The 25,534-nt window shown below is 65.7% G+C and carries 14 protein-coding genes; 7 read left to right on the forward strand and 7 right to left on the reverse strand.

Annotated elements, in window-relative coordinates; translation table 11 throughout:
- Positions 1–44: 44 nt before the first annotated feature.
- Positions 45–227, reverse strand: coding sequence for a hypothetical protein (locus tag AB4Z44_RS21845; protein WP_404711756.1), 183 nt, complete (start codon positions 225–227; stop codon positions 45–47).
- Positions 220–378: a hypothetical protein gene (locus AB4Z44_RS21850; protein WP_404711757.1), complete on the reverse strand. Its 159-nt coding sequence runs from the start codon at positions 376–378 to the stop codon at positions 220–222. The genes AB4Z44_RS21845 and AB4Z44_RS21850 overlap by 8 nt, the downstream gene beginning before the upstream one ends.
- Before the next feature lie 582 nt (positions 379–960).
- Here AB4Z44_RS21850 and AB4Z44_RS21855 point away from each other — a divergent pair.
- Positions 961–1,371 carry a DUF4019 domain-containing protein gene (locus AB4Z44_RS21855; RefSeq protein WP_404711758.1) on the forward strand — a complete coding sequence of 137 codons (411 nt, stop codon included), beginning with the start codon at positions 961–963 and terminating at the stop codon, positions 1,369–1,371.
- Here the strand turns inward: AB4Z44_RS21855 and AB4Z44_RS21860 are convergent.
- Both AB4Z44_RS21860 and AB4Z44_RS21865 read right to left on the reverse strand, forming a co-directional pair.
- A complete protein-coding gene (locus AB4Z44_RS21860; RefSeq protein ID WP_404711759.1) occupies positions 1,364–2,542 on the reverse strand; it encodes a cytochrome P450 in 1,179 nt (392 codons plus the stop codon). The two genes, AB4Z44_RS21855 and AB4Z44_RS21860, sit on opposite strands and share 8 nt — an antisense overlap.
- Positions 2,539–3,378 carry an SDR family NAD(P)-dependent oxidoreductase gene (locus AB4Z44_RS21865; RefSeq protein WP_404711760.1) on the reverse strand — a complete coding sequence of 280 codons (840 nt, stop codon included), beginning with the start codon at positions 3,376–3,378 and terminating at the stop codon, positions 2,539–2,541. The genes AB4Z44_RS21860 and AB4Z44_RS21865 overlap by 4 nt, the downstream gene beginning before the upstream one ends.
- 185 nt (positions 3,379–3,563) lie before the next feature.
- Between AB4Z44_RS21865 and AB4Z44_RS21870 the strand changes: the two genes are divergently transcribed.
- Together AB4Z44_RS21870 and AB4Z44_RS21875 are read left to right on the forward strand one after the other, a co-directional pair.
- Complete coding sequence (locus AB4Z44_RS21870; RefSeq protein WP_404711761.1) at positions 3,564–4,052, forward strand: hypothetical protein; 489 nt, start codon at positions 3,564–3,566, stop codon at positions 4,050–4,052.
- A gap of 272 nt (positions 4,053–4,324) precedes the next feature.
- A protein-coding gene (locus tag AB4Z44_RS21875) for an IS630 family transposase (protein WP_404711762.1) occupies positions 4,325–5,270 on the forward strand; the annotation gives its coding sequence in 2 pieces (ribosomal slippage) (positions 4,325–4,674 and positions 4,673–5,270; 948 coding nt in all).
- Between the two features lie 12 nt (positions 5,271–5,282).
- Here AB4Z44_RS21875 and AB4Z44_RS21880 read toward each other — a convergent pair.
- Both AB4Z44_RS21880 and AB4Z44_RS21885 read right to left on the reverse strand, forming a co-directional pair.
- Complete coding sequence (locus AB4Z44_RS21880; RefSeq protein ID WP_404711763.1) at positions 5,283–9,434, reverse strand: translocation/assembly module TamB domain-containing protein; 4,152 nt, start codon at positions 9,432–9,434, stop codon at positions 5,283–5,285.
- A complete protein-coding gene (locus AB4Z44_RS21885; protein ID WP_404711764.1) occupies positions 9,434–11,467 on the reverse strand; it encodes an autotransporter assembly complex family protein in 2,034 nt (677 codons plus the stop codon). The genes AB4Z44_RS21880 and AB4Z44_RS21885 overlap by 1 nt, the downstream gene beginning before the upstream one ends.
- Before the next feature lie 200 nt (positions 11,468–11,667).
- On the opposite strand from AB4Z44_RS21885, the gene AB4Z44_RS21890 reads away from it, so the two are divergent.
- Together AB4Z44_RS21890 and AB4Z44_RS21895 are read left to right on the forward strand one after the other, a co-directional pair.
- A complete protein-coding gene (locus AB4Z44_RS21890; RefSeq protein ID WP_404711765.1) occupies positions 11,668–12,717 on the forward strand; it encodes a YihY/virulence factor BrkB family protein in 1,050 nt (349 codons plus the stop codon).
- Positions 12,718–12,807: 90 nt separating this feature from the next.
- Positions 12,808–13,407, forward strand: coding sequence for a hypothetical protein (locus tag AB4Z44_RS21895; RefSeq protein WP_404711766.1), 600 nt, complete (start codon positions 12,808–12,810; stop codon positions 13,405–13,407).
- Positions 13,408–13,430: 23 nt separating this feature from the next.
- Here AB4Z44_RS21895 and AB4Z44_RS21900 read toward each other — a convergent pair whose 3' ends face one another.
- Positions 13,431–13,994 carry a TetR family transcriptional regulator gene (locus tag AB4Z44_RS21900; RefSeq protein WP_404711767.1) on the reverse strand — a complete coding sequence of 188 codons (564 nt, stop codon included), beginning with the start codon at positions 13,992–13,994 and terminating at the stop codon, positions 13,431–13,433.
- A 76-nt stretch (positions 13,995–14,070) separates the two neighbouring features.
- Here AB4Z44_RS21900 and AB4Z44_RS21905 point away from each other — a divergent pair, with 76 nt between their 5' ends.
- Positions 14,071–15,120: a Rieske 2Fe-2S domain-containing protein gene (locus tag AB4Z44_RS21905; protein WP_404711768.1), complete on the forward strand. Its 1,050-nt coding sequence runs from the start codon at positions 14,071–14,073 to the stop codon at positions 15,118–15,120.
- Positions 15,121–16,382: 1,262 nt separating this feature from the next.
- On the forward strand, positions 16,383–25,271 hold the full coding sequence (locus AB4Z44_RS21910) for an autotransporter-associated beta strand repeat-containing protein (protein WP_404711769.1): 8,889 nt from the start codon (positions 16,383–16,385) through the stop codon (positions 25,269–25,271).
- The last annotated feature ends 263 nt before the right edge of the window (positions 25,272–25,534 follow it).

Here is a 25,534-nt window from a genome sequence, read left to right on the forward strand (position 1 = left end):
GTTCGGATCAGGCGGCGTCATCGATAGCCAGGAGATGGCCCATGTTAAGCCTCCCGCAAGGTCTGCCGCTCGGACCAGCGCGCCATGTCGCGCAACCGCGCTGCCGTGCCGGTCAGGGTGTAATAGGCCGCTTCCGCGCCGAGTTCGCCCTGCGCCACCAGCATGATATCGTCGGCGAAATCGCGCAGCAGCTGATCGAAGCCGTCGGGCAGCGCATGCTTAGTCATCGAACAGTTGGTGGAGCGCCGCGGCGATGCGCTGTGCTTCGCCGGCATTGCGTTCCTCGCTTTCGATCCCGCGGGCTTCCTGGACGTCGAAGATCAGATCGTGGAGATCGGACGTGAGCCGCTCCAGCATCGCAGCCTTGTCAGCCACCATGGCACTCTCCCTACGTTGGTTTGGTCTTGGATCCGGCAGCGCAGATCGCGCGGGGTGGCAGCCGCGCTCCACCGGCGCCGGCCATGAAAAAGCCCGGCTGACGATCGTTCGTCCCGGGCACAACTTTCAGATGATGATGTAAATCTACGCCAGATCTTCCCCGGCGGCAAGGATATCCAGCGAAACTCTAGTCGATTGATGGATCGAGGCCGATCATCCGCTTTAATTGCGCGAATGACAGAACGACAGGTGCTTACGCATCCACCTCGATCATTCCAAGCTCCACGCGGCCAACCAGCAGTGGCTGGCCTTGGACACAACTTTAAGATGATGATGTGAATCTACGGCCCATCTTCCCCATGTGCAAGATCGATATTTCGTCGGTCGGCGGTTACGGCCGCGACCGTCACTTCCAAGGACTTGGAAAATGGTTGGCAGAACGGTAGCTCGCTAATGCTCTCCCGGGATTCCCGTTCAGCATGTTCGGTAGCTGGCGCATATGGGCGCGGGTTGAAAGTGCGAGCCGGTTGCTCAGATGCGAGCGCTGAGGCAAAATACGGCGGTGAGGTGCGGGGACAAAAGATGCGCACGTTGACGACGTTGATCGCCGGTGCTGCCTGCCTTGCAGGCTGCTCGGTGGCAGCCAACAGGTCGGCGGCTGAGGCGGGCATTGCCGATTTCCACAAGGCGCTCGATGCCGGCCAGTTCGATACGATCTATGATGGCGCCAGCCCGGACATGAAGACCGCCTCGGCGCCTCAGGCCTTCGGCGGGATGCTGGCGGCGGTCCATCGCAAACTGGGCGCCTTCAGGTCCGGTACTGCCGTGAACTGGAACGACAGCCACACGATGAAAGGCGAATTCGTCACGATCAGTTATGCGGCTATCTATGAGCGCGGCAAGGCGCAGGAAAGTTTCGCCTATCGGATGCTGAGCGGTCGCGCCGAACTGGCCGGCTATCACATCGCCTCGGACGCTCTGATCCTCAACTGACCAGCCGCACCGGCAAATGGCCCCAGCCGACGGCGGCGTTATTGATGAAGCGCCGTCCCTCGCCTGCGGGTTCGATAGCAGACACGCGGCGGATCAGCGCCTGAAAGACCGCATCGAATTCCATCCGTGCCAGCACTTGTCCCAGGCAAAGATGGATGCCCGCGCCGAAGCCGAGATTGGCGCCCTTGCGCATGATGTCGAAGCGATCGGGCTCTTCCCAGCGGTCCGGATCGCGGCCGGCGGCGGTAAGGAACAAGGCGACGGGATCGCCCTTGCGGAACCTGACGCCCTCGACCTCGCAATCCACCATCGCCGATCGGCCCTGGACGCGTGCGGGCGGATCGTAGCGCAATACCTCCTCCAGCGCGTTGCGGACCAGTTTGGGATCGGAGCGGAGCAATGCCCACTGATCGGGAAAGCACAGGAATGCGCCGATGCCGTTGGCGATTGCCAGCACGGTCGTGTCGAAGCCGGCCGCGATCGTCGCGCGTACCAGCAATTCGGCCCGCTCGGGCGCGATGATGCCCTGATCGCCCAGATCGAGGATGCGGCTGGCGAGCCCGCCCGGCTTGACCGTATCGCGCCGCGTATTCTCCTCCACCCACGCAAAGGCCGGGGCGGCGCGCTCGAACAATTCCTGGAAGATGGCATTGATCGGGCCGACCGTGTTGAACGCCGCCTCGCCGAAATCGAGGATGAGTTCGCGACCATCTTGCTTGAGGCCGATCATGTCGGGAAAGACCTTGAGCACGAAGGCGGCGGCAATGTCCTTGACCGCATCGATCGTGCCGCGTTCGGCTGCCTCCGCCACCACGCGATCGGCCTCGACCGCAAACGCGTCGGCGTGACGCGCCAACGCCGTGGGTGTGAAGAATTGCATCAGCGCATTGCGCACCAGGGTATGCTCGGGCGGATCCTCGGTCACGAGGATCGGCGGCACCAGCGAGAAGGGATCGTCGCACGGCTTGGCGGTCGAGGTGAAGCGCCGCCAATCGGGCAGGATCGCGCGCACGATCGCGTGTGATCCGACTGCGGCACAGCCATATTTGTCGAGCCAGGTGGCCGGCGCGCTTTGGCACAATTCGGCATCGGCATAAGGTAGCCGGGCGATCCATTCGGCCGAGAAAGGATCGCCGTCGCTCAGCGGCATGAACGGGGAGGGGGCGATCATGCGGGCCGCTCCGCAGCAGCCCGGCGCGCGCTTTCAGCCTGGAACGCCTGCTCGATCGCGCGATGGCGGCCTTCGACCGGGGCGAGCATACCGGGGTGGGTGATGATGTAGAGCTGCTTCAACTTGATCGCGCGGATCACCTGATCGGCGGTCGCCTCGGCCGAAAGCCAGTCGATCGGCTCATTCTCGAACTGGACAGAATCCTCGAGCAGCACATCGGTCAGCGCGCCGGCCAGTTCGGCAGGGCGGTTGCGCGTGCTGCGGCCGAGATCGCTGCGCACCGGGCCGGGGCAGAGGATGCTGACGCCGATCCGCCCGCCCTCGGCCTCCAGCTCGATCGCCATCGCTTCGCTCAAGCCCACGACGGCATATTTGCTCGCGCAATAGGGCGTCAGGCTCGGCACCGCCATCAGCCCCGCCATCGATGCGGTGTTGACGATATGGCCGCCTTGAGGGTTTGCATGCAGGATCGGCAGGAAGCTGGTGACGCCGTGGATGACACCCCACAGATTGACGTTGAGCATCCATTGCCAATCGCCGGGGGTGAGATCGGCGAGCGGCGCCATCGGGCCCACGCCGGCATTGTTGCAGAGCACGTCGACCACGCCGAACCGATCGACCGCGGCCCTGGCAAGCGCGGCGACGTCCTCTGCCTTCGAAACGTCCGCGACGACGGCGAAGGCGCCCAGCGCATCCGCGGTCGCCCGAAGCCGGCCGGCTTCCACATCGGCGAGAACGACATTCATGCCCTCCGCGATCATTGCGGCGGCAATCGCCTTGCCGATGCCCGATGCACCGCCGGTGACGACACCGACCTTGCCTGCCAGATTCTCCAACGCCGCTCTCCCTGCATCCTCGTGCGATGGGCGCTTTCGTGGCGCTCCATCCGCTGATTGTATGGAAGCGCGGCGGCCGTCGCTATGCTGAGAGCGCAGCCGGGCGGTCCAGAGCGAAGCCGGCCCATGTCTTCCAATGGTCTCGAAGCGGGGCTAACGCGCGTCCCTTGGATGGAGTGAATGGGATGGCCGCGCGGTATCTGATCGGATTGGCCCTGATGGCGGCGACGGTCGCCTTGGCCGAAGAGCCGACCTTCATCACCAAACATGGCAAGGTCATCCCCGCGCCGGGCGAGTCGACCAATACGAAACGCGCCAGGCCGGCCCACGTGACGAAAGCGCATGGTGGCCGCCAGTGCATCCCGATCAAATCGATCAAGGCCGAATCCGCCGAAACCAGCGCCAGCCTGATCTTCCACGCCAATGACGGCAGTGCCTACCGCAATCGGCTGGATGCGCCGTGCGATGGGGTGATGGACGTCAATAATCTCGGCGAACTCGGCCTCAAGCCCAAAGACGGCAAGCAGCTGTGCGCGGGCGATGCCGTGTGGATGCAGCGCAGCGGCGTGCAATCCGCGCTCGGCATGGGCAAGGACGGCGAACAGGAAACGTGCAAGCTCGGCACGTTCGAGAAGATCTCGGAGATGTCGCTGAGCGAGTTCCTGCGGCGCTGATTGCGGGGCGCTAGATCATTGAGCGCTGAATGTGATCCGTTCGTCCCGAGCGAAGTCGAGGGACGCTGCGCAACTGAATGAGCGTTGTGTAACGTCCCTCGACTTCGCTCGACACGAACGGACTTCGTTGCGCCCGTTTTAGCGCTCGATGCTCTAACAGGCCAGTCCAGCCCGTTCGGTCGGCGTGCCGCTTAGAGTGGTTTGTGATCGCAGGGATTCACAAGCGAGCTAAGATCTGATTCAACCTGCTGGCTGGAAGGAGGCCAGCAGGGATGACACGAGCCTATTCGCAGGATTTGCGCGACCGTGTGATATCGGCGGTGGAGGACGAGGGTTTATCTCGCCGCGAGGCGGCGCGGCGTTACCGGATAGGGGATGCGACGGCGATCCGATGGTTGCGGGCCCGGCGCGCTGGCCGACGTGGTGCTCTTGCGCAAGGTGGGGACCGTCGCTCTCGATTGCCTGCGCACGAGGCCTGGCTTCTCGGGCTGATTGCGGCGGAGCCGGACTTGATTTTGATCGAGATCGCCGAACGGCTGTATCTTGAGCACGGTGTGAAAGCGGATGCCGGGATGCTTAGCCGGTTTTTCACCGGGCGTGGGATCAGCTTCAAAAAAAAGCGTTTACGCGACCGAGCAGTTCAGGCCTGACATTGCCGACGCGCGGACGGCATGGCGGACGATGCAGCCGTTGCTCAGCACGAAGCGGCTGATCTTCCTCGACGAGACCGGGGTCACGACCAACATGATCCGACGCTACGGTCGGGCTCCCAAGGGGCAGCGGGTGACCGGCTATGCGCCAGGTGGACACTGGAAAGTCACGACCTTCCTCGCCGGCCTCGACCGCGATGGGATCGTCGCCCCCTTCGTGGTCGACCAGCCAATGAATTGGGCGATCTTCACTCAGTATGTTCGCCAGTATCTCGCGCCCGAGCTTGGGCAGGGCGACATCGTCATTTGCGATAACCTGTCCAGCCATAAGGGCGCCGAGGCCGCCGCTCTCATCGCCGAGCGAGGCGCAAGGCTCGTCTTCCTCCCGCCTTACAGCCCCGATCTCAATCCCATTGAAATGGCCTTTGCCAAGCTCAAGCAACTCCTGCGAAAGGCTGGGGAGCGAACCCGTGACGGCCTTTGGAGCCGCATCGGCAAACTTGTCGATCTCTTCCCGCCCGCAGAATGCCGAAACTACCTCCGCCATGCCGGCTATGAACCGGTATGATCGCAAATAGCTCTAATAGACCTTCTTGTACCGCACGCTCACATTCGATCCGCCGAACGATCCGGTCTGGCTCAGCACGCTCAAGGCCTTCGACAGCGAGATTTCGAGCTGGGTGGCGGTGAAGCCCCGGGCGTCGGTCACTATCTCAACATAGACATTGTTGGTGATATACTTGCCCGCGGCAAGCGCCGTGCCGCGGCCCGCGCTTTCGTCGGCACCCAGCACGCGCAACCGATCGATTCCCGTGACGCCGCGCAATTTGCCGAGCGGGTTGAGCCCGCCACCGGAGCCGCGCAACGAATTGAGCGCGGAGGCCAATTGGATCGCCTGGATCGGTGACAGCGACGTGACCGAGCTGCCGAACAGCAGCCGCGACAGCACCTCGTCCTGCGCCAGCGCCGGGGTCGAGGTGAAGGTGATCTGCGGCGCCTGGGCGTAGCCGCCGATATTGATCGTCGCACTCACCCCCTCGACCGTGGTCGAGGCCGAGATGTCGAGCGCCGGGTTGGTCAACGGCCCCTGGAAGGTGATCGTGCCGGTATCGATATCGAGCCTGCGGCCGGCGAAGCTGTACGTGCCGCGCACCACTTCCAGCTTGCCGACCACGCTCGGCGTGTTGCTCGATCCGCTGACGCGCATATCGGTGCGCCATTCGGCCTCGAGCCCCATCCCGCTGACGAAAATGCGATTGTCGGCGCGGATGCGGATATCGAGCTTCCAATTGTTCGGCAGCGACGCCGCTTCGGCCGGTTTGACCGGCGGCGCGCCCTTGCGGCGGACGCCCGTGAGATCGGGCACGACCGCGCCGCTTTGCCGGACGATCGTGTAGCGGGCCTCCGGGATTGTCAGATCGCCCTTGATCAGCCCGCCGGCCGCCTTGCTGTTGGTGACGTTGATCGATCCGGTGACGGTCGCGTCGACATCGTCGCCGCGCGCCAGACGGGCATGATCGAGCGTCGCGCGGATATCGATCGGGAAGCCGCCGGCGGCGTCGAGGCCGACATAGCCGGTCGCCGAGAGCGTGCCGTTGCCGGCCTTCGCCTGGAGCTTGGTGAGCTCGAAGCGCGATTGGGTGAAACGCCCGTCGATCGCCATGTTCGACAGTACGGTGCCGTAAGCCTCATTCTCGTAACGCAGCGCGTTCGCGCGGACCACGCCGGTCACCGTCGGCTGGTTGAGCCGCCCGCCGAAATCGGCGCCGATCGCGATTGGCCCACTCAATTGCTGTTTCGCGATGCCCGACAATGTCCACAGCACTTCGGCCGGGCCGTTATAGCGGATGCCGCCCGAGAGCGGCGCGGCCATCAGCCGCTGCGTCAGGCTTGCGCCCGTGCCGAGCGGCGCAAGCCGCGCCTGCAACCGGCCGACGATCGCGCCACGATCGCGGATCAGCGCGCGCATATCCGCCCCGCCGTCATTGAGCGTCGCCTCGGTCGCGATATCGACAGGATCGGATACGGTCAGCGCGGCCGTGCGGGTGAAGCCGGCGATATCGACCCGCGCCCTGAGATCCGGGACTGTTCCGCGCGCGACATAATCGACGGTACCCGACGCCTTGCCGCCCAAGCCGAGCCCCGGGGCGAAGGCATTGGTGATCGACAGGTCGAGGTTGCGCAGCACCGCGTGCACGGTCGTCGCCGCGCCGCCGAAGCTGCCGCTCACATCGGTCTGGCCTTGGGGCAGGACGATCGTCGCAGGCGCGAGCTTCCAGCTGGCACCGACTTTGGTGATGATGGCAGGCTGGGCAAGGCGGATCGCAACGCCGTTCACCATGCCGCGCAGATTGGCGACGATGCGGTTGGGCGAGAGCGTCGCCTGCGCTGCCAGATCGAACGGTGCACCCGCCTGTCCGCCGGTTGCGACCAGGGCGACCCGGCCGCTGCCGTTGCGATAGCTGACATCGCCGCGCGCACGAGCCACGCTGATCGTGCCCTGGCGGACATCGGCCAGGCTGAAGCGCCCGGTCACCGATGGCGCGTCCGGGGTGAGCAGGATCGATGCGGTGATCGTGCCGCTGCCGATCGTGGTCGGCAGCGGGCCGGGAATTTTCGCCGCCGAGGCGCGGACGTCGAGATCGGCCTGCTGGACTGATCCCGCCGCCGCCAGCCGGACGCTGCCGTTGAGCCCGGAGCCGGCTAGAGTCAGGGTCCCCGCGAAAGGCCCTGCCGGCGTCTGCACGACCTGCCCAGCCGCATGGATGCCGGCAAAGGTAGCGTTGGCGATATCGAAGCGCATCGGATTACCGGTGCGGATCGTCACGTCGGCGGTCAGCGGGCCATACGCCGATTGGCCGCGCGCCTGGACGCGATAGCCTGCTTTGTTGCTCTCCAATGTCGCTTCGACGCCGGTCAGCCCCACGCCCAGATTGGGCTGCGCCGCGCGCAGCCGCGCGGTCGGCTTGGCGACGGTGCCCGACACGTCGAGGATGATCGGCCCATAAGCCGAGGACTGGCCGGCGGCATGGAAGGCGATATGCCCGTCCGGCCGGTAGCTGCCCTGGCCCTCGGTGATCCGGAGGAGCGGCGCTGCGACCCGCAGATTACGCACCGACGCACCGCCTGCCAGATCGTAACCGACATCGGCTGTGATCACCGCATTGCCGCCGAGCTGATCGCGCACCGTGGCATTGTCGAGCCGGCTGGTCGTCACCCGCACCCGGCCGCGGATGGCGAAACCGCCCTTGATGCCGGGCACCAGTCTGGCGTCGGTCACCAGATTGACGCGGCCGAGCCCATTGACCTGATAATCGTTGACCCGCCCCTTAAGCGCGCCGGTGTAGGTGCCCTTGGCGATATCGGCGAGCAGCAGGGCGGTCGCGTCGATCCGGTCCGAGCGCAGGCGCAGATTGTCGGTCGCGACCTTGCCGTTCTGATAGGCGAGATCGCCATCGACGCGCAGATGGGTGAGCAACCCGCCGGCCGCGGCATTGAGACCGGTGACGGCGCGTGCGGTCGCGTGGACGGGCACGACGATGCGATCGGCATCGATCCGCGCTCTCCCGCTTGCCAGCAGCCCGTCGATCCCGGTCGTGCCGAAGCCGATCGCGGCGGCCGAGAGCTTGTAGTCCAGGGTCGGGGTCGCGAACGGCCCGTCGACTACAGCCGCCAGCCGCACATCACGCCCACGCACATTGGGCGCGATCGCGCCGGGAGTCAGTAATTGGCCGTCGACATGAACATTGCCGAACTTGCTGTTGCCCAGATCGATCATCCCGGACGCGGTGGCCACGAACGCGTCCGAATTCGCCTTGAGATGCGTATCGACCATCCGGTTGGCGAGCGCGGTGGTGAGATCGATCGTGATGGCGGGTTCGGTCAGCCGGCTCGCCGGGCCCGTCAGGATCAGGCCGGGGCGAACGTTGCCGGTGGTGCGGAAAGTGCCGTTGCTGCCCGTCACCGCCAGATTGGCGAGCTGCTCGACGCCCAGCAGCCCGTTGGCGGTGCCGTGCCAATTCGCCCAATCGCCTTGTCCGCCGACCGTCAGCACCAATGGCTTGCCGAGTTTGGCGTAGCTATCGACGAGACCGCCAACCGGCGCATTCAGCCGCGCATCGAGCCCGAAGCGATTGGCGGCCGGGACAGCATCCAGCTTCACATGCAATTTGTCGCCACCGGCAATGCCTGCCGCCCGCAGCGCGCCGGCATCGGCATCGATTTGCGCGCGCCCGTCGGCGATCTCGGCCGACCCCCGGATGCTGACGACATGGCGCTGGCCGGTGACGGCCGGCAGGATCGTCAACCGGTCGATCGTCAATTTCCGCAGCGACAGATCGATGTCGGGCAGGATCGGCGCGTTGGGATCGGACGGCACCGCCTTGAGCGCGGGCTTGCGCAGCAGGGTCATCATCGGCGCGGTGAACTCGCGCACGTCGATCTTCGAATGGATGTAGGCGAAGGGGCGCCAGTCGATCGTCAGTTCGGGGATGACGAGGAACGCCCCCTGCGTGTCGCGCACCTCGACCTGGCGAAGCAGCATCTTGCCGTAGATCGAACCTTCGATCCGCCCGGCGCGGAAGTTGAGCCCCGATGCGGTCGAGAAACCCGCGAGCCGGTCGACGATGAAGCGTTTGCCCGGCCCGGTGTTGAGCGCCAGCGCGGCGAGCGCGGCCAGGGCGATCAGGGTTGCGATCGCGATGCCGATCCATTTGGCGATCCGCAGCGCCATCAGAAGGCCTGGCCGATCGAGATATAGACGGCGATCTTGGACTCGCCCTTCTGCCGAGCGATCGGGGTGGCGACGTCGAGGCGGAACGGCCCGAAATTGGTGTAATAACGCGCGCCGATGCCGACGCCGTAGCGCATATCCTTGATGCTCGGGGTCGATTCCGTGCCGACCCGGCCACCGTCGAAGAAGGGCACGATGCCGTAATTGCCGAAGCGGTAACGCGCCTCGACCGCGAATTCGGTTTGCGATCGGCCGCCGATCGGATTGTTGTCGACGTCCTTCGGGCCGAGCTGCTGATAGCCGTAGCCGCGCACCGATCCGCCGCCGCCCGAATAGAGCCGCCGCGAGGGTGCGATATCGTCGCGCGCCGCGCCGATGATCGATCCGACCTGTGCCCGTGCGGCGATCACGAGGCTCTTGCCGATGATCGGATAATAGCCGCTCGTCTGGGCGAGCAGGCGGACATATTTGTCGAACCCGCCACCGCTCTGCTTCTGAGCCTCGGGACTGACCTTGGTGGTGATCCGGAAACCGCGCGTCGGATCGAGCAGGCTGTCCGACGTATCGTAGCCCACCTGCAGCGGCAGCGCAGCGATGAAATAGGTGTCGTGCGGGCGGGTGAGATCGCTCGGATCGAATGGCGTTTCGCGCGAGGCGGTGAGTTCGGTGCCGACCGACCAGGTCCATCTCTTTTGCCAGATCGGAGTCGACTGGCGGGCCAGGCTCGCCGCCAACGTGGCCGTATCGGCGCTGTAAGCGTCGAAACGCTGGCGGCTGACGGTTACGCCGGCCTGGAACGTGCGGTCGCGCTGGCCGGCGTCGGACCGGCGGAAGGTTGCCGCGAGCGACTGATCCAGCGTGCCGGCAGTCGCGGAGAGGATCAGCGCCCCTTCGGGCGGGAACAGGTTGCGATGCTGCCATTCGCCGGTGAGCTTGATGCCTTCGCCGGTGCCATAGCCGGCACTGGCCGAAAGCGTGCGTGCCTTGCCGCGGCTCTGGTGCACCAGCAGATCGACGGCTTCGGTGCCGTCGGGCGCGATCTCGCCGGTTGCGACCGGCTCGACCGACACGGTGGAGAGCAGGCTGGTGCCGATCAGCGCCTGGCGCAGATCGTCGACCTGGCGGCTGTCGTAGAGATCGCCGGTCTCGAAGCGTGGGAAGACGTTGAGATGCTGCACCGTGAAGACGGGATCGCCCGCGGTGCGCAGCTTGCCGAAATGCGATTTGCGGCCGGCATCGACCGGGAGAGTGTAGTCGCCTACGTGCGTGACGTCGTCGAGCAGGATGTCGCGCTGGCCGACCTTGACGAACGGATAGCCCTGTTCGGGCAGGCGCAGTGAGATATGCGCTTCGGCATCCTCGATCTTCGCCGCGACGATCGGATCGCCGGTCTTCAGGTTCAGCGCCGATTGGGCCAAGCCATAAGGTTCGGGCGTCAGGCCGGTGAGGGTAATCGTGCCGAGCTTGTAGCGATCGCCCGGCGTCGCGACGATCGCGACCGGAACGACCGCGTCGGGTGCCACCGTCGCCGGAATCGTCGCCACGGCAGTGCCGTCATAATAGCCGCCAGAACGCAAAATCCGTTCGGCCAGCGCGACATCCTCGTCGGCGCGCGCCTTGATCTGGGTGGCGTTGGCGGCCTTCTTGCCGTCATGGAGCAAGGCCGACAGGCTGCGGAAATCATCCTCCAGCCCGATCTGCTTCAGCCCCGAAATCTCGAACTTGTAGCGGAGCGCCTTGGGCGCCTCGCCTTGCGCGGCTTGCTGCGCCGTGGGGGGCAGGGGTGTGGGGTTGAAGGTCGTGAGCGGCGGCAGCGCCGCGTTGAGATCGGCGTCGGACGAGGGCGTTTGCGCTAGCGTGGGAGCAGGCTGGGTTTCGGGCACGGCATCGAGCGGCGGGAGCGCCTTCTGGAACTCGGCGTCGTCGATGCTCGTCGGGCGTTGCGGCGCCTGCCGTGCGATGGCTGCCGTCGCAGTCAGGCTTATGCCCGCCAGAAGCAGGACGTACGCCCCCCTGAAGCCATACGACTTCACGTGCCTCTTCGGCGGCGTTGCCCGATCCCCGCTTTTACTCATCCGCTCATCGGGGAACGGGCAACCCTTCCGGCGGTTCCCCGGAATATTAACGTCGGACGAACCTTTGCTGCCTTTTCGCGCCAAGCTGCGGAAATGAATGACCTTATTGGGCCGCCGGGCGTTAGGCTGGCGATAGACCGATAGGGGGAACGTGCAAGATGGCGGAGATTGTTCCGAGCGGGCAGGCGGGTGGTACCTCCAGCCAGGCAGACCATGCGGCGGTGCGCCAGGCCGACAATCCCTGGACGATCCTGCGCCTCGACGGCTGGAACGTTCTCAAGGCGACATGGAACGACAGCGGGGCCAACAATCTCAGCCTGATCGCAGCGGGCACGGCATTCTGGGGCTTTGCCGCGATCGCGCCGCTGCTCGCGGCGACGGTGCTGACTTATGGTCTTGTCGCCACCCCTGCGACCCTGAGCGAGAATATCAAGGACCTGTTCGGCGTGTTGCCGCGCGATGCGGCGGCCTTGATCGCGGATCAGCTTGCCGGCGTGGTCAAGACATCGGGCGAGAAGAAGGGCTGGGGGCTGGTGCTCGCCCTGGTGCTGGCTTTCTATGGTGGCACGCAGGGCGCATCCGCCGTCGTGACCGCCCTCAATGTCGCTTACGCAGAGAAGGAGACTCGCGGTTTCGTCCGGCTCTATCTGCTTGCCTTTGCGATCACCGGCTCGGCGGTGCTGTTGGGGCTCGCGGTCGCCGCCTCGACGGCAGTGACCGCCTTCATCGACAGCCTCCTGCCTGGCGCCCCCGCCAGCGTGCTGGCCGCGATCCGCTTCGCCAGCTATGCCGTGCTGGGCGTGATGGCGGTGACCGCAGCGGCTTTCCTGTACCGCTTTGGCCCGGACCGCACCCATGCCAAATGGGTGTGGCTGACGCCGGGCTCGCTCTGCGCGACGATCCTGTGGCTGGCGGTGACCGGCGCTTTCGGTTTCTACGTCTCCAATTTCGGCAATTATGGCGCGACCTATGGATCGCTCAGCGCGGTCGTGGTGCTGCTGTCGTGGCTGTGGCTGTCGACCTATGTCTTCCTGCTGGGCGCCGAACTCAACTCGCAGCTCGAACGCCGCACCGCCAAGGACACGACCGTCGGCGCGCCGGCCCCGATGGGAGAGCGCGGCGCGGCGGTCGCGGACATGGCCGGCAGCGTGCTGCCACCCCCCGATGTGCGCGCGTGCCTGAGCGAGCCGCTTCAGAAAGCGTCCTGACCCGCAATCCCTTGATCGCGCTTGACGTGATCGATCGGGCGTCGCTTTTTGCCGGATCATGAAGGTGCTGATCCTTGCGCCGGGGGAGCCATGACTGCCGCCATCGGGCTGCGCGCGCAAAAGGGCGGGTGCGTGGCTGTCGGCCTCGCGATCGAGCATGGGCAACCCCGGATCCTGATCTCGACCCTGATCCAGACGCATCGGCCCGGCGACCGCCTCTCGTTCGAACCGTTCGCCGTCGCCGCGGGGATGGCGCGCGACGAAGCCGCGGCCGCCGTCGCCGAAGGACGCGCGCGGCAGGATCGGCTTGCCGCGGACGGGTTGCAGGCGCTGGCCGATCGGCTGGCGGCGGCCGGATGCCGGCCGACGGTCGCGGCGCTGCTCATCAACCGCGCCGGCTGGATCACCGATCTGCTCGACTATAGCCGCGCCTGGACCGAGCATGGGCCCGTCGCCGAGGGCCTGGCGGTGCGCGAGGCGCTGCGCTTCGGTGTCCGCGAAACCGGAACCGCGCTGATCGAGCAGGACGAGAAGGCGCTGCCCGCTTACGCCGCGGCGGTGCTCGGCCTGGCGCCGGCCGGGATCGACGCGCGGCTGAAAGCGTTGGGCGAAACCGTCGGCAGGCCATGGCGCAAGGAGCAGAAGCTCGCCTGTCTTGCGGCGTGGGTCGCGCTGGTGCGCGATCGCTGACCCTCCGTCACGCGCGCGCGCCCCTACGCCTCCGCCCCATAACCCTGCACCAGCGCACGCAGCCCCAGATCGAACGCCGCGTCGAAATCGAGGATCGTGTCGAGGAAATCGTGCATCGGCCCGTTCGCCTGAAAGCTCGCCCAGCCCAACGTCAGCGAGATGACCGAGGCCTGGAAGGTCAGCGAGCGCGTCTCGTCCAGCCCCAATGCCAGCAACGGCGCGGCGATCGCGCGGCGGCGTTCGGCGACCGGGCCGGCATGGATCGGCTGCGCGATCGCGCATAGCCGCGCCCCGTCGCGATGCGCGGTGAAGCTGCGGCGCAGCGCATGGCCGAACCCGATCAGCCACGCGCGCCAGTCGCCCGCCGCAGGTACCGCCTTGCGCGCATCGGCATAGATCGCCGCCGCCATCCAGCTCAGCAGCTCGCCCTTGTCGCCCAGATACCAGTAGAGCGCGGGCGCCTGCACCGACAGCCGTGCCGCCAGCGCCCGCATCGTCAGCGCATCGAGCCCGCCATCCTGCAGCAGCGCGAACGCCGCCGCGAGCACGCTCTCGCGATCGATATTGATCTCCGTCCGGCGTGCCACGCGCCGATCCTTGACAATTGAACGCCGTTAAATCAACCTTTGCATCGCAGGGAATTGCACGCCCCGGAGAGGATCGATGAGCTACGTTCGCAATGCCTGGTACGTCGCCGCCTGGTCGCACGACATCGGCGCCCAGAAACCGTTCGCCATCACCATCCTCGGCGAACCCGTCGTCATCTACCGTTCCGAAAGCGACCGGCTGATCGCGCTCGAGGATCGCTGCGTCCACCGCATGGCGCCGCTCTCGCTCGGCCGGTGCGAGGGCGAACGGCTGCGCTGCATGTATCACGGCCTGCTGTTCGATCCCGACGGCAAGGTCGCCGAGATTCCGGGGCAGGACATCATCCCCAATCAGGCGCGGGTGAAGAGTTATGCCGTGATCGAGAAGCATAGCTGGATCTGGGTGTGGATGGGCGACGCCGCCAGCGCCGACGAAAGCCTGATCCCGCCCGCGGTCGGCTTCGACCACCCCGATTTCATCCTCGGCAGCGGCCATCTCGATTATGCGGCCGAGGCGCGGCTGATCAACGACAACCTCCTCGATTTCAGCCACCTCACCTATGTCCACGCCAACAGCTTCGGCGCGACCGATACCTGGGCGCGCAACCGCCCGGTCGTCACCCCGCTCGCGCGCGGCGTCCGCTTCGAACGCTGGATCACCGGCGAGGCCGGCATGCGCGGCCGCGACGACGGCGTGCTGCACGATCGCTGGACCAGCTACGATTTCCTCATCCCTGGCGTGCTGCTGATGACGGGCGGCTATTTCGAGCCCGGCACCGCGGAGGCGTGCAACCACCAGGCCCCCGATCTCGACGATGCGCTCGGCGGCATCACCTTCACCAGCCAGGCGGTGACCCCGATGCAGGCGAAGACCGCGCGCTACTTCTTCTCGTGGGGCCCGCACCGCCGCCATGGCGACGAGGCGCTGCGCGACGCGCTGATGAAGCTCGCCGACATGGCGTTCGGCGAGGACAAGGTGATGATCGAGGCGCAGCAGCGCGTGATCGACGCCACCCCCGATCCGCGCATCATGCCGACCAGCGCCGACAAGGGGGTGACCCTGTTCAACCGCCTGGTCGAAAAACTGGTCCGTGCCGAGCAGGACGCGCTGCGCAACGCGGCCTGACGCGGCGGCCGTCGAAGCGGCCATTTTTGGCAGTTTTTCCCTGTTATGAGGGCATAACAGGGAAAAATGCGGTTTTCGGGCGAGGCGGGCGGCGTTTAATTTTTCTATATCATTGATATCGCGAAGGAAAGTCGGGGCTTTCCCTGTGCCACATAACAGGGAAAATGCATTTGCATTACACGCGCGAAAATCGCCCGAACAGCAGTCATAAGGCAGCGTATCAGGGGTGATTGCGGATCTGGCCGAAATGGCCTGAAGCTGGTATAGTAAAGTTGTGTCTTTGCCCGTGTTCCGCATGGTGAATATTACCATGATCGGTGTGTTCCGACTTCGGATTATATGCCTGGCTAAACGTTACCCCTGCGGAGGCAGGAGCCCATGGCTGTCGCCGGACAGCATTCCGGAACTGCTATGCGAAACTCGCCGCTCCAACCTGGAATACTGCTCGCTGCGTCCCGGTGATGGTATGTTTCATATCGTGTTATCAGAATTCATGCCCCTTAGAGCAGGACGGCAGCTACCCGCCCTATCCCATTAGTATACCGGGCCCACCTGTCGCAAAAAACCGCCGTTCGCTTAAGAAAAGTGACCAAAACGACTGGTGGACTACGCACCCGGCCGGGTGCGATCCTGTGTTTCTGCCGTTCTTTCAGCTTTAAGGCGATGACAGCTACGTGCCTCACGTTGCCGTTTATCGTACTGTTAGCCTGCACTGAAGCTGCCGCTCGTTGCGGGTTCTCCTGATCGTGCGCCGGCCTCCGTGAAAGGTGGATGCTCAGCGGGTTGGTCAGCGCGAGGCGACCCAAGCTTGCGCTTCCAAGGCCCGATCAAAACTTCCGCCGGACGCCAATCCGGATATCGGAGTCGACGCCCAAAATGATTCGCGATTTCGGCGGCAGCATCGATGACGGTAACGAGCCCCGGATGGCGTCTCCAACGCTAATGTCGAAAGCGACCGCTCTGCCGGCGTATCACCACAGCAAGCTGCTAAAGGCTGCGCCCAATTATCTTTTTGCCGCGCGGCCCGCAGTGCAGCATGGAAACGCCGTCATGGACGCCTAATCATCCCTAGAAAAAAAACGTCGTAAGTGGAGAGAAAATTTAGTCATTTTTAACCGCGCGCCCAATAACCGGCCCGTCGCCAATTTCGGCATGAATGGGGGTCGTACGTCATTCGGGTGAATCGATCGCTTGCCGGCGTGCGCCGGCAAGGCAGGATTGCTGCGCCACAAGACCTACGCCGCTTGGGGAGCAAAGTCATCTTGAAGAGCCGTGTCCACCTGCTTGCATCGACCGCCGCCGTCATCATCGCCGCAGTCAGTTCGTCCTTCGCTAGCGCCCAGACCACCGTATCGGTGGTGAATGGTAACGGGGGCACGGGTCAGTTCGTCACGACCAACAACGCTTTGGCGACAACCAATTCGAACGTGACCGGTCCAACGGTCTCGGTCGGCAATTCGAACAGCCAGACCGTCTATACGAACTTCCGAACGGTCGGCGGCAGCGGGTCGGGCGGTGGCGCGGGCCTCGGCGGCGTATTCTTCATCGATACCGGTGCGTCGCTGAGCCTCACCAATGTCAGCTTTGCGAACAACACCGTGACCGGAGGTCAGGGCGGCGGCGTCAAGGTCAACTCGGCTGCATCGATCGCTTTCTCGGTCGCCGGCGCGACCACCGATGCCTCGGCCTATGTGCAGTACAACACCGGCGTCGGCGCGCATTATGATGCGCTGACCGATTCGGTTCAGGTTTCCAGCCTCACGCTTTCGGCGCAGAATACGTTGGTCGGCGTTGGCAGCGGCGTCGGCGTCGGCCAAGGCGCCTCCTACAGCTCGGCTATCGGCGATACCACGATCAATGCGGACGGCAGCGAAACGCTGACCCTTACCAAGGCGCTGACCCTGACCGACGGCAACGGCGTCAACAAGGTGACCCGCACGACCCTCGGCGGCGGCCTCGATGCCTGGAACTTCTCGTCCAACTCGGCGACGGCGGTCCAGTCGGGCATGACGATCGTCGGCAACGGCATCCCGACCGGCGTCATCGTCGATCAGGTGAACCGCGATGCCAACAACAATATCACATCGATCACCGCCAAGGATGCGAACGGCAACGCCTATCTGCTACCGGCCAACCAGTCCTTCTACGTCGTCAACGCGCAGACCTATGATTTCTCGCGCGTGCAGTCGTCGGTGAACGGCAACACCAATTCGAACACCCTGATCTCGACCGGCCCGCTCGCGGGCTTCGCGGTCGGCATGACCGTTACCGGCACCGGCGTGCCTGCCGGCACTAAGGTGACTGCGGTCTCCACCGATACCGATCCGGAGACGGGCGGCACCATCACCACGGTCACCCTGTCGAACAACGTCAACCTGACGACCGCGACCGATATCAAGGCCAGCTTCAATCCGCTCGTGTCGAACAGCGGCAATGCGGTGCTGAGCCTGTCCTCGACTGCAGGCTTCGCTGTCGGGCAGACGGTCAGCGGCATCGGCATCCCTGTCGGCACCAAGATCGTCGCGATCAACGGCAATGACGTCACGCTGAGCAGCGCGCTCGGCACGGCGGCGGTCAACGCGATCAACAATTCCAACCTGCTGCTGACGATCGATCCGGTCGTCGCCTCGGCGCCCGGATCGGTGAAGCTCACCTCGGTCAGCGGCTTCCGCGTCGGCGATGCGATCACCGGCACCTCGATCCCGGCCAATGCCCGCATCACCGGCATCGACGCTTCGACCAACACCATCACCTATGTCGTCGATCCCGCGCTGGCCTCGGCCAATGCGGGCGGCTCGCTCAACGGGCTGAAGGCACCGGGCACGGTGGGCGCCAACGGCTCGAACGGCCAGACCGGCACCAGCTTCGGCGCCACCTTCGATAACGGCGAAGGCTCGCCGGGCTCGAACGCCACCAGCGGCAAGACCGGCACCAATGCCGCCGGCGGCAATGGCGGAAACGGCGGCAACGGCAGCAACGGCTCCGCCACGAACAAGACGCTGATCACCGGCCTGGCGCTCGACACGGCCAGCCTGGTCGCGGATTTCCTGAGCACCGCCGACGACGCGGCCGGGCTCTTCACCCTGCCTTCGGTGGCGGGTGACATCGCGCACACCGTGGTCGATGCGGCGCATGTCGTGTTCGACACGACCCAGCTCGTCGCCTGGCAGATCGCGGAGAAGCAGGGCCTCGTGGCGCTCGGCGGCTCGGGCGGCCAGGGCGGCAACGGCGGCGACGGCACCGCTTACTTCGGCGGTGGCATGGGCGGCACCGGCGGCCATGGCGGCAACGGTGCCGAATCCAACTCGATCGGTGGTGCCGGCGGTGCCGGCGGCAGTGGCGGCGCGGGCGGCTTCGGCGCCGGCGGCGGCAATGGCGGTGCCGGCGGCGCTGCGGGCAATAACGGAATTGCCGGCTCCGCCGGCGCGGGCGGCACTGCGGGCTTCGGCGGCGGTACCGGTTCTTCGGCCGGCCAGAGCGGCCAGGGCGGTTCGGGCTATGGCGGTGCGATCTTCGTCCGTAACGGCGGCACGCTGACGATCACCGGCAACTCGATCTTCCAGAACAATGCGGCGCTGGCCGGATCGAGCAGCAACGGCGGTGCAAGCGGATCGTCGGCGGGTGCCGATCTGTTCATGATGACGGGCTCGACCGTCAATCTGCGTCCGGGCGTCGGCAGCACGATCACCTTCTACGATTCGATCGCGGACGATAGCTCGGCCAGCATCGGCGGCTCGATCGCGGCCGGCCAGGGCGCCTCGCTCAACATCGGCGGCGGCGGCACCGTGCAGTTGTTCGGCACCAACACCTATACTGGAGCCACCAACATCTCGGGCGGAACGCTCGAGGCGCAGGACGGCACCGGTATCAATCCGTTCAGCCAGATCCAGTTCAGCGGATCGGGCACGATCGGCAACAATCTGTCGCTGACGACGGCAGGCGTCCTGCTGTCGGGCGGCACGATCACGCGTGCGGTCGGTACCGGCCCGACCAACGTCTACTTCTCCGGCAGCGGCGGTTTCGCCGCCACGTCGAACGGGCTGGTCGTGAACCTCGGCTCGCTCAACGGCGGCGTCGGGCCTACCCTGGTGTGGGGCGCGGGCGGCTTCGTGCCGACCACCTCGACGCTGCTGTTCGGATCGGACGCAACCGACGCCACCGGCACGGTGACGTTCAAGAACGCGATCAACCTCAATGGCGGCAGCGGCCAGATCGCGGTCTACCACAACAGCGGCAACAGTGCAGCTTACGATGCGCTGATGACGGGCGCGATCGCCAACGGCACGCTGAACGTCAACGACACCGGCTTCGACGGCACTCTGGTGCTGTCGGCACAGAACAGCCTCAACGGCGTCACGCTCAACAATGGCACGCTCACGACCGTCAACGGTTCGCAGATCGGCCGCCTGATGAACACGTCGGCGGGCGGCTATGTGACCATCAACGGCGGCACCCTGCAGCTCGGCGGTGCCGAGAAGCTGACGACCGTGAACGTCGCCTTGGGCGGTTCGCTGCTGGCGGCCGGTGCGATCAATGCCGGCGCGATCAACAATGCGGGCATCGCGGGGTTCGCCTCGACGCTCAACGCATCGTCGATCAACAATAGCGGCGTCATCGGCCTGATGGGGGCAACCGCCGTAAGCGGCCTGTTCAACAACCAGTCGGGCGGCATCGTCCGGCAGTTGGCGGACACGACGGCGGGCAATGTCGTCAACGACGGCACCTGGTCGCTGGTCGGCGATCTCACCACGGGCGGTACTGTCGTCAACAATGGCGAGATCGACGTCATCGGCACGCTCGCCAACGGCACCGAGACCGCCGCGACCCGCACGATCCACACGGCAGGCCTGGCCGGTGGCGCGACGGGCGTGATCAACGTCGGCGGCACGACCGGTACGCTCGGCAACACCCTGGTGGTCGATCAGTCGGGCAACAGCATCTACGCCGGTGTCGTCACCGGGGCGGGCTCGCTCGCCAAGACGGGCACGGGCATCCTGACCCTGACCGGCGCCAACACCTTCACCGGTGGCCTGGCGATCAATGCCGGAATGATCGACACGACCGGCGGCGGCACGCTGGCCGACAACCTCGCCATTTCGGTGGCGCAGGGTGCGGCCTTCAATGTCGGCACCAACGACACGGTCGGCTCGATTCAGAATGCCGGTGCGCTCACCACCACGGCCGATCTGAACGTCGCGACGATCGGCAACAGCGGCACGGCCGTCGTCTATGCCGGCCTGAACACGACCGGCGACGTCGTGAACACGGTCGATGGCAACCTGCGCTTCGCGGGTAGCTCGAACGCGTCGATCGGCGGCAACCTCGCCAATGCGGGCAGCGTGAAGGCGTCGGGCGTCCTGTCCGTCGCAGGCACGGTCGACAATGCGGCTACCGGCACGATCAGCCTGTCTTCGGCGTCGACCCCGACCTTCGGGAGCCTGATCAACTCGGGCACGGTAACTGCCAATGCCGCACTCACCGTAACGGGTGCCTATACCCAGAATGCCGGCACGCTGAACGCCAACGCCAACATCGCCACGGGCAGCTTTTCGGGCCTCGGCGGCGTCGTGAACCTCGCAGGCGGCACCAGCTTCGCCATCAACCAGACCAAGGACGGTGCCTATCTGGGCTCGGTCGTCGGTCTCGGCGTGGTGAACAAGGCGGGTGCGGCGACGTTGGTCCTCGCCGGCGATGCGGGCAGCTTCGCTCCGGCGGCGCTGAACGTACAGCAGGGCGGGGTCGTCGCGTCGACCGCCAACGTGCTCGGCCAGGCGCTGGTCGTGAAGGTGCTTTCGGACGGCGGGCTCGGGGTTTCGGCCGACCAGTCGATCGCGACGCTCGCCAATGACGGGACGGTCGCGCTCGGTGCCGATCTCACCACCAGCGGTGGCGTCACCAATAACGGCGTGATCGTCCTGACCGGCGAGGGCGCGGTGATCCGCACGATCCACACGCCGACGTTCGCAGGCGCCAGCAGCGGCCAGGTCCTGCTGGGCGGCGCCGACGGCACGGTCGCCAACACCCTGGTGATCGATCAGTCGGGCAACAGCACCTATGCCGGCACTTTCTCGGGTGCAGGCTCGCTCACGAAGACGGGCGCAGGCACGCTGAACCTGACCGGCGCGAGCAGCTTCACTGGCGGCCTCGCGGTCAATGCCGGTACGCTCGACACGACCGGCGGCGGTACGCTCGCCGATACCCTCGCTGTCACGGTGGCGCAGGGTGCGGCTTACACGGTCGGAACCGCCGACGTCGTCGGCTCGATCCAGAATGCCGGCACGCTGACCGCCAATGCCGATCTCGGCGTCGGCACGATCGGCAACACCGGCGCGGCGACGGTCAATGCGGCTTTGGTCACCAGCGGCGACGTCACCAACGCGGTCGGTGCGAACCTTACCTTCGCTGCCAGCTCGAACGCGCTGATCGGCGGCAACCTGGCCAATGCCGGGACCGTTTATGGCGCTGGCGTGCTGTCGGTCGCCGGAACGGTCGACAATGCGTCGACCGGCACCGTGACCTTGGCTGCAACCTCCACCCCGACCTTCGGCACTCTGGTCAATGCCGGAACGATCACCGCCAATGCGGCGCTGACCGTGACGGGAGCCTACGTGCAGAATGCGGGCACGCTCAATGCCAATGCCAACCTCTCGACCGGCAGCTTCTCGGGCCAGGGCGGTTCGGTCATCCTGGCGGGCGGGACCAGCTTCGCCATCAACCAGATCAATGACGGTGCCTATCTGGGCTCGGTCGTCGGCCTCGGGGTGGTGAACAAGTCCGGAGCGGCAACGCTGGCGCTGGCCGGCGACGTGGGCAGCTTCGCCCCGGCGGCGCTCAACGTACAGCAGGGCGTGGTGGTCGCGCAGACCGCCAACGTGCTCGGCCAGGCGCTGGCCGTGAACGTCGCGCAGCAGGGCGCTCTTGCCCTTGCCGCCGACCAGTCGATCGCAACCCTCACCAACGAGGGCGCGGTCGCGCTCGGTGCCGATCTCACCACCAGCGGTGGCGTGGTCAACAACGGCCTGACGGTGCTGACGGGGGACGGCGCGGTGACCCGCACCATCCATACGCCGACCTTCGCAGGCGCCAGCACCGGCAACGTGGCCTTGGGCGGTATCGACGGAACCGTCGCCAACAGCCTCGTCCTCGATCAGTCGGGCGACAGCACCTATGCCGGCATCTTCTCCGGCGCAGGCTCGCTGACCAAGACGGGTGCCGGCACCCTCACCCTGACGGGCGCCAACACCTTCGTCGGCGGCCTGACGGTGAATGCGGGCGCGATCGACACGACCGGCGGTGGCACCTTCGCCGACACGCTGGCGATCAACATCGCCCAAGGGGCGGCCCTCGTCGTCGGCACGGCCGACGTTGTCGGCGCCGTCACCAACGCCGGGACGCTGACCGCGAACGCCGATTATGGGGTGGCGAGCCTCGCAAACAGTGGCAATGCGGCGCTCAACGCCAAGTTTGCCGCCAATGGCGACGTTGCCAATACGGGCACGATCGCGTTCAACGGCAGCAGCACCGCGATCGGCGGTACCCTGACCAACAACGGCACCGCGACGGTTGCGAACCAGTTCGTTACCTCCGCGGTCGTCAATGCCGCAAGCCTGTCGCTCCAGTCGGGTTCGGTGACGCACGTGACCGGCAATGTGACCAACAGCGGCCAGTTCGCCTCGGCGGGCACCTTGGTGGTCGACGGGCAGCTCAACAACGTTCAAGGCGGCACCGCCGCGTTGGGCGGCGTGGGTACCAGCCTTGGCAGCCTTGCCAATGCCGGTACGGTGTCGGCTTCGGCACCGCTCGGGGTGACCGGCGCGGTCGTCAACAGCGGCGCGATCGCGCTCGCCACCGGCGGCACGGTGCAGTTCGGCAGCCTCGTCAACAGCGGCACGGTCACCAGCAACGACGCTCTGTCGGTTGCCGGGTCCTACCAGCAGAATGCCGGTACGCTGACCGCCAATGCCGGGCTGGCCACCGGATCGCTCTCGGGCGCCGGCGGCAGGATCGTTCTCGCCAATGCCAGCCAATATGTCGTCAACCAGACGGTCGACGGCACCTTTGCCGGCAGCATCAGCGGCAACGGCAAGCTCGTGAAGACGGGCGCCGCCACGCTGACGCTCTCGGGCGGCAATGACAGCATCGCCCCGGCGGCGCTGGCCATCAACCAGGGCGGCGTCACGGTGCAGCAGGCCGGCGCGCTCGACAATGCGCTCTCGGTCAACGTCGCGACCGGCGGTACGCTGACACTCCTTTCGGATCAGACGATCCGCGACCTGGGCGGCAACGGCACCCTGTCGATCGCCACCAACAACCTGACGTTGAACAATGGCGGCACCTTCACCGGCGCGATCACCGGCACCGGTTCGGTCAAGGTCGCCTCGGGCACCTTCACCTTCAATGGTGCGGGCACGTCGAGCGTCAACAGCCTGGCGGTGTCGGGCAGCACGGTCAATGTGGGTCCGAACACGACGATCAACACCCAGACCCTTTCGGTCGCCAACGGTCTCCTGAACCTGCAGGGCACCGTCGTCGCCAACAGCACGACGATCACCAACAACGGTGTGCTGCATCTCGGCAACGGGATCGATGTGGGCCAGGCTGGGGCGGGCCTCGGCACGCTGAACAGCGGCACCACGCTGATCAACGGTGGCGGCATGCTGACCGGTAACGGTACGGTGACCGGCAACACGACGGTGGGCGGCACCAGCGGGGGTACGATCGCACCGGGCAACTCGCCGGGCGTGATGACCTTCACCAACCTGACCTATGGCAATCAGGGCGTGGCCGCGATGCAGATCGACGGTGCCAACGGTGCCGGCGTGGCAGGCGGCAACGATCTAGTGATCGTCAGCGGCACGCTGACGCTTCAAGCGGGCTCGACGCTCGCGATCAGCAAGTCCTCGTCCACGAACGGGTACGAACTGCCGCTCGGTAAGGGGATCCAACTGTTCCGTTACGGCCTTGGCCGTGTGAACGGCGCGTTCGGCTCGGTCACAAAGACGGGCTTCACCGGCAACCTGGCGTTCAACCTGTCGAACGGCACGATCTATGGTCTCGGCAGCTACACCCCCGACGCGTTCGCGGCGGCGGTGTCGACCACCGCGACCGGGGCCGCGGCGATGAAGGCGACCTTCGTCACCAACGCCGGCGGTGTGGCGCAATACTATGGGGGCAACCTGATCGGGGCGGTTTCGACCGCGCTCGGCTCGGGCCCCGCGGCGGTGACCGAGGTGCTCAAGCGCTGGTCGCCTGACGCCTATGCCGGCATTCTCGACGAAGCCCGTTCGGCTACGCTCAACAATCTGCCGGAGATCGGCGGTTATACGCAGCTCCAGCCGGGCCGGGTGTTCGCGACGGGGTCGGTTGAGCATGACCGCATCGATGGTCGTCAGGAGGTTGGCTATTCGCAGAACAAGTTCCACAACACCGGCTTCTCGCTCGGTTTTGCGGGTGATCTGCGCTTCGCCGAGGTCAGCGTCTCCTATACCCGCCACACCGGCGGCTTTAACGGCGACGCGATCCAGGCGAAGGTGAATGGCAACCAGTTCGGTGCCGGCGTGTCGGTGCCCGTTACGGCCGACCAGGCACTGCGGCTGGTCGCGCGCGGGGTGTATGGTGATTTCACCGCGCACGGCAGCCGCGGTGTGATCGGCGGGACGGCGAATTTCGGTGACGTCCGTTCGCACGTCTACACCTATGGCGGTGGTTTCGAATATGCCCGCCAGAGCAACCGTATCTGGATCGACGCCTCGGCCGAGATTCTGGGCGTCCACCAAACGCTCGGTTCCTTCACCGAAACGGCTTCGACCCCCGGCGGGCTCGATCTCTTCGGCGTGCGCCGCACGACGGAGAACCGGACGGTGGCCAAGCTCGACGGCAAGCTGGGCTACGCGCTAACCCCAATGGTCACCGCTTATGTGAAGGCCGGCTATCTGCACGAATTCGGTGGTGCCAATACCGCGATCGTCGCGGATGGGGCGATCGATCCGATCACCGTTACGGTCGACAATCCGGGCCTGGCGAAGGATCGGGCCAATGCCGGCCTGGGACTTCAGGTGAACCTCAGCCAGAAGCTCCAGCTGAACGCCGATGCCACCGGCGGTACGCAGGGCAGCTATCGAATCGGCGGCGGTGTGAAGCTGCGCTTCTGATCCTGTCGGAGGGCGTTCGAGACCTCGAGCGCCCTCCATCTTTTCTCGAACATTCCGGTTGCGCATCACACTCGAGTCCGCATTCGGGAAACACGATCGAGCCGCCATTCGTGTGGAACCAGGTGAGGTCAGTGCAGTGCATGATTGCACATCTACGGCCCCGGGTCGCATAAGCAGCCAGCCGCTCATGGTTTAAGCGGGTTAGGCACAATTGATGCCGGGCATCGCGAACGGCATGAACGGCGCCTTCTCAGATCCAACTC

The organism is Sphingomonas sp. MMS24-J13, assembly GCF_044905095.1.
In the GTDB taxonomy this organism is placed as follows: Bacteria; Pseudomonadota; Alphaproteobacteria; order Sphingomonadales; family Sphingomonadaceae; genus Sphingomonas_I.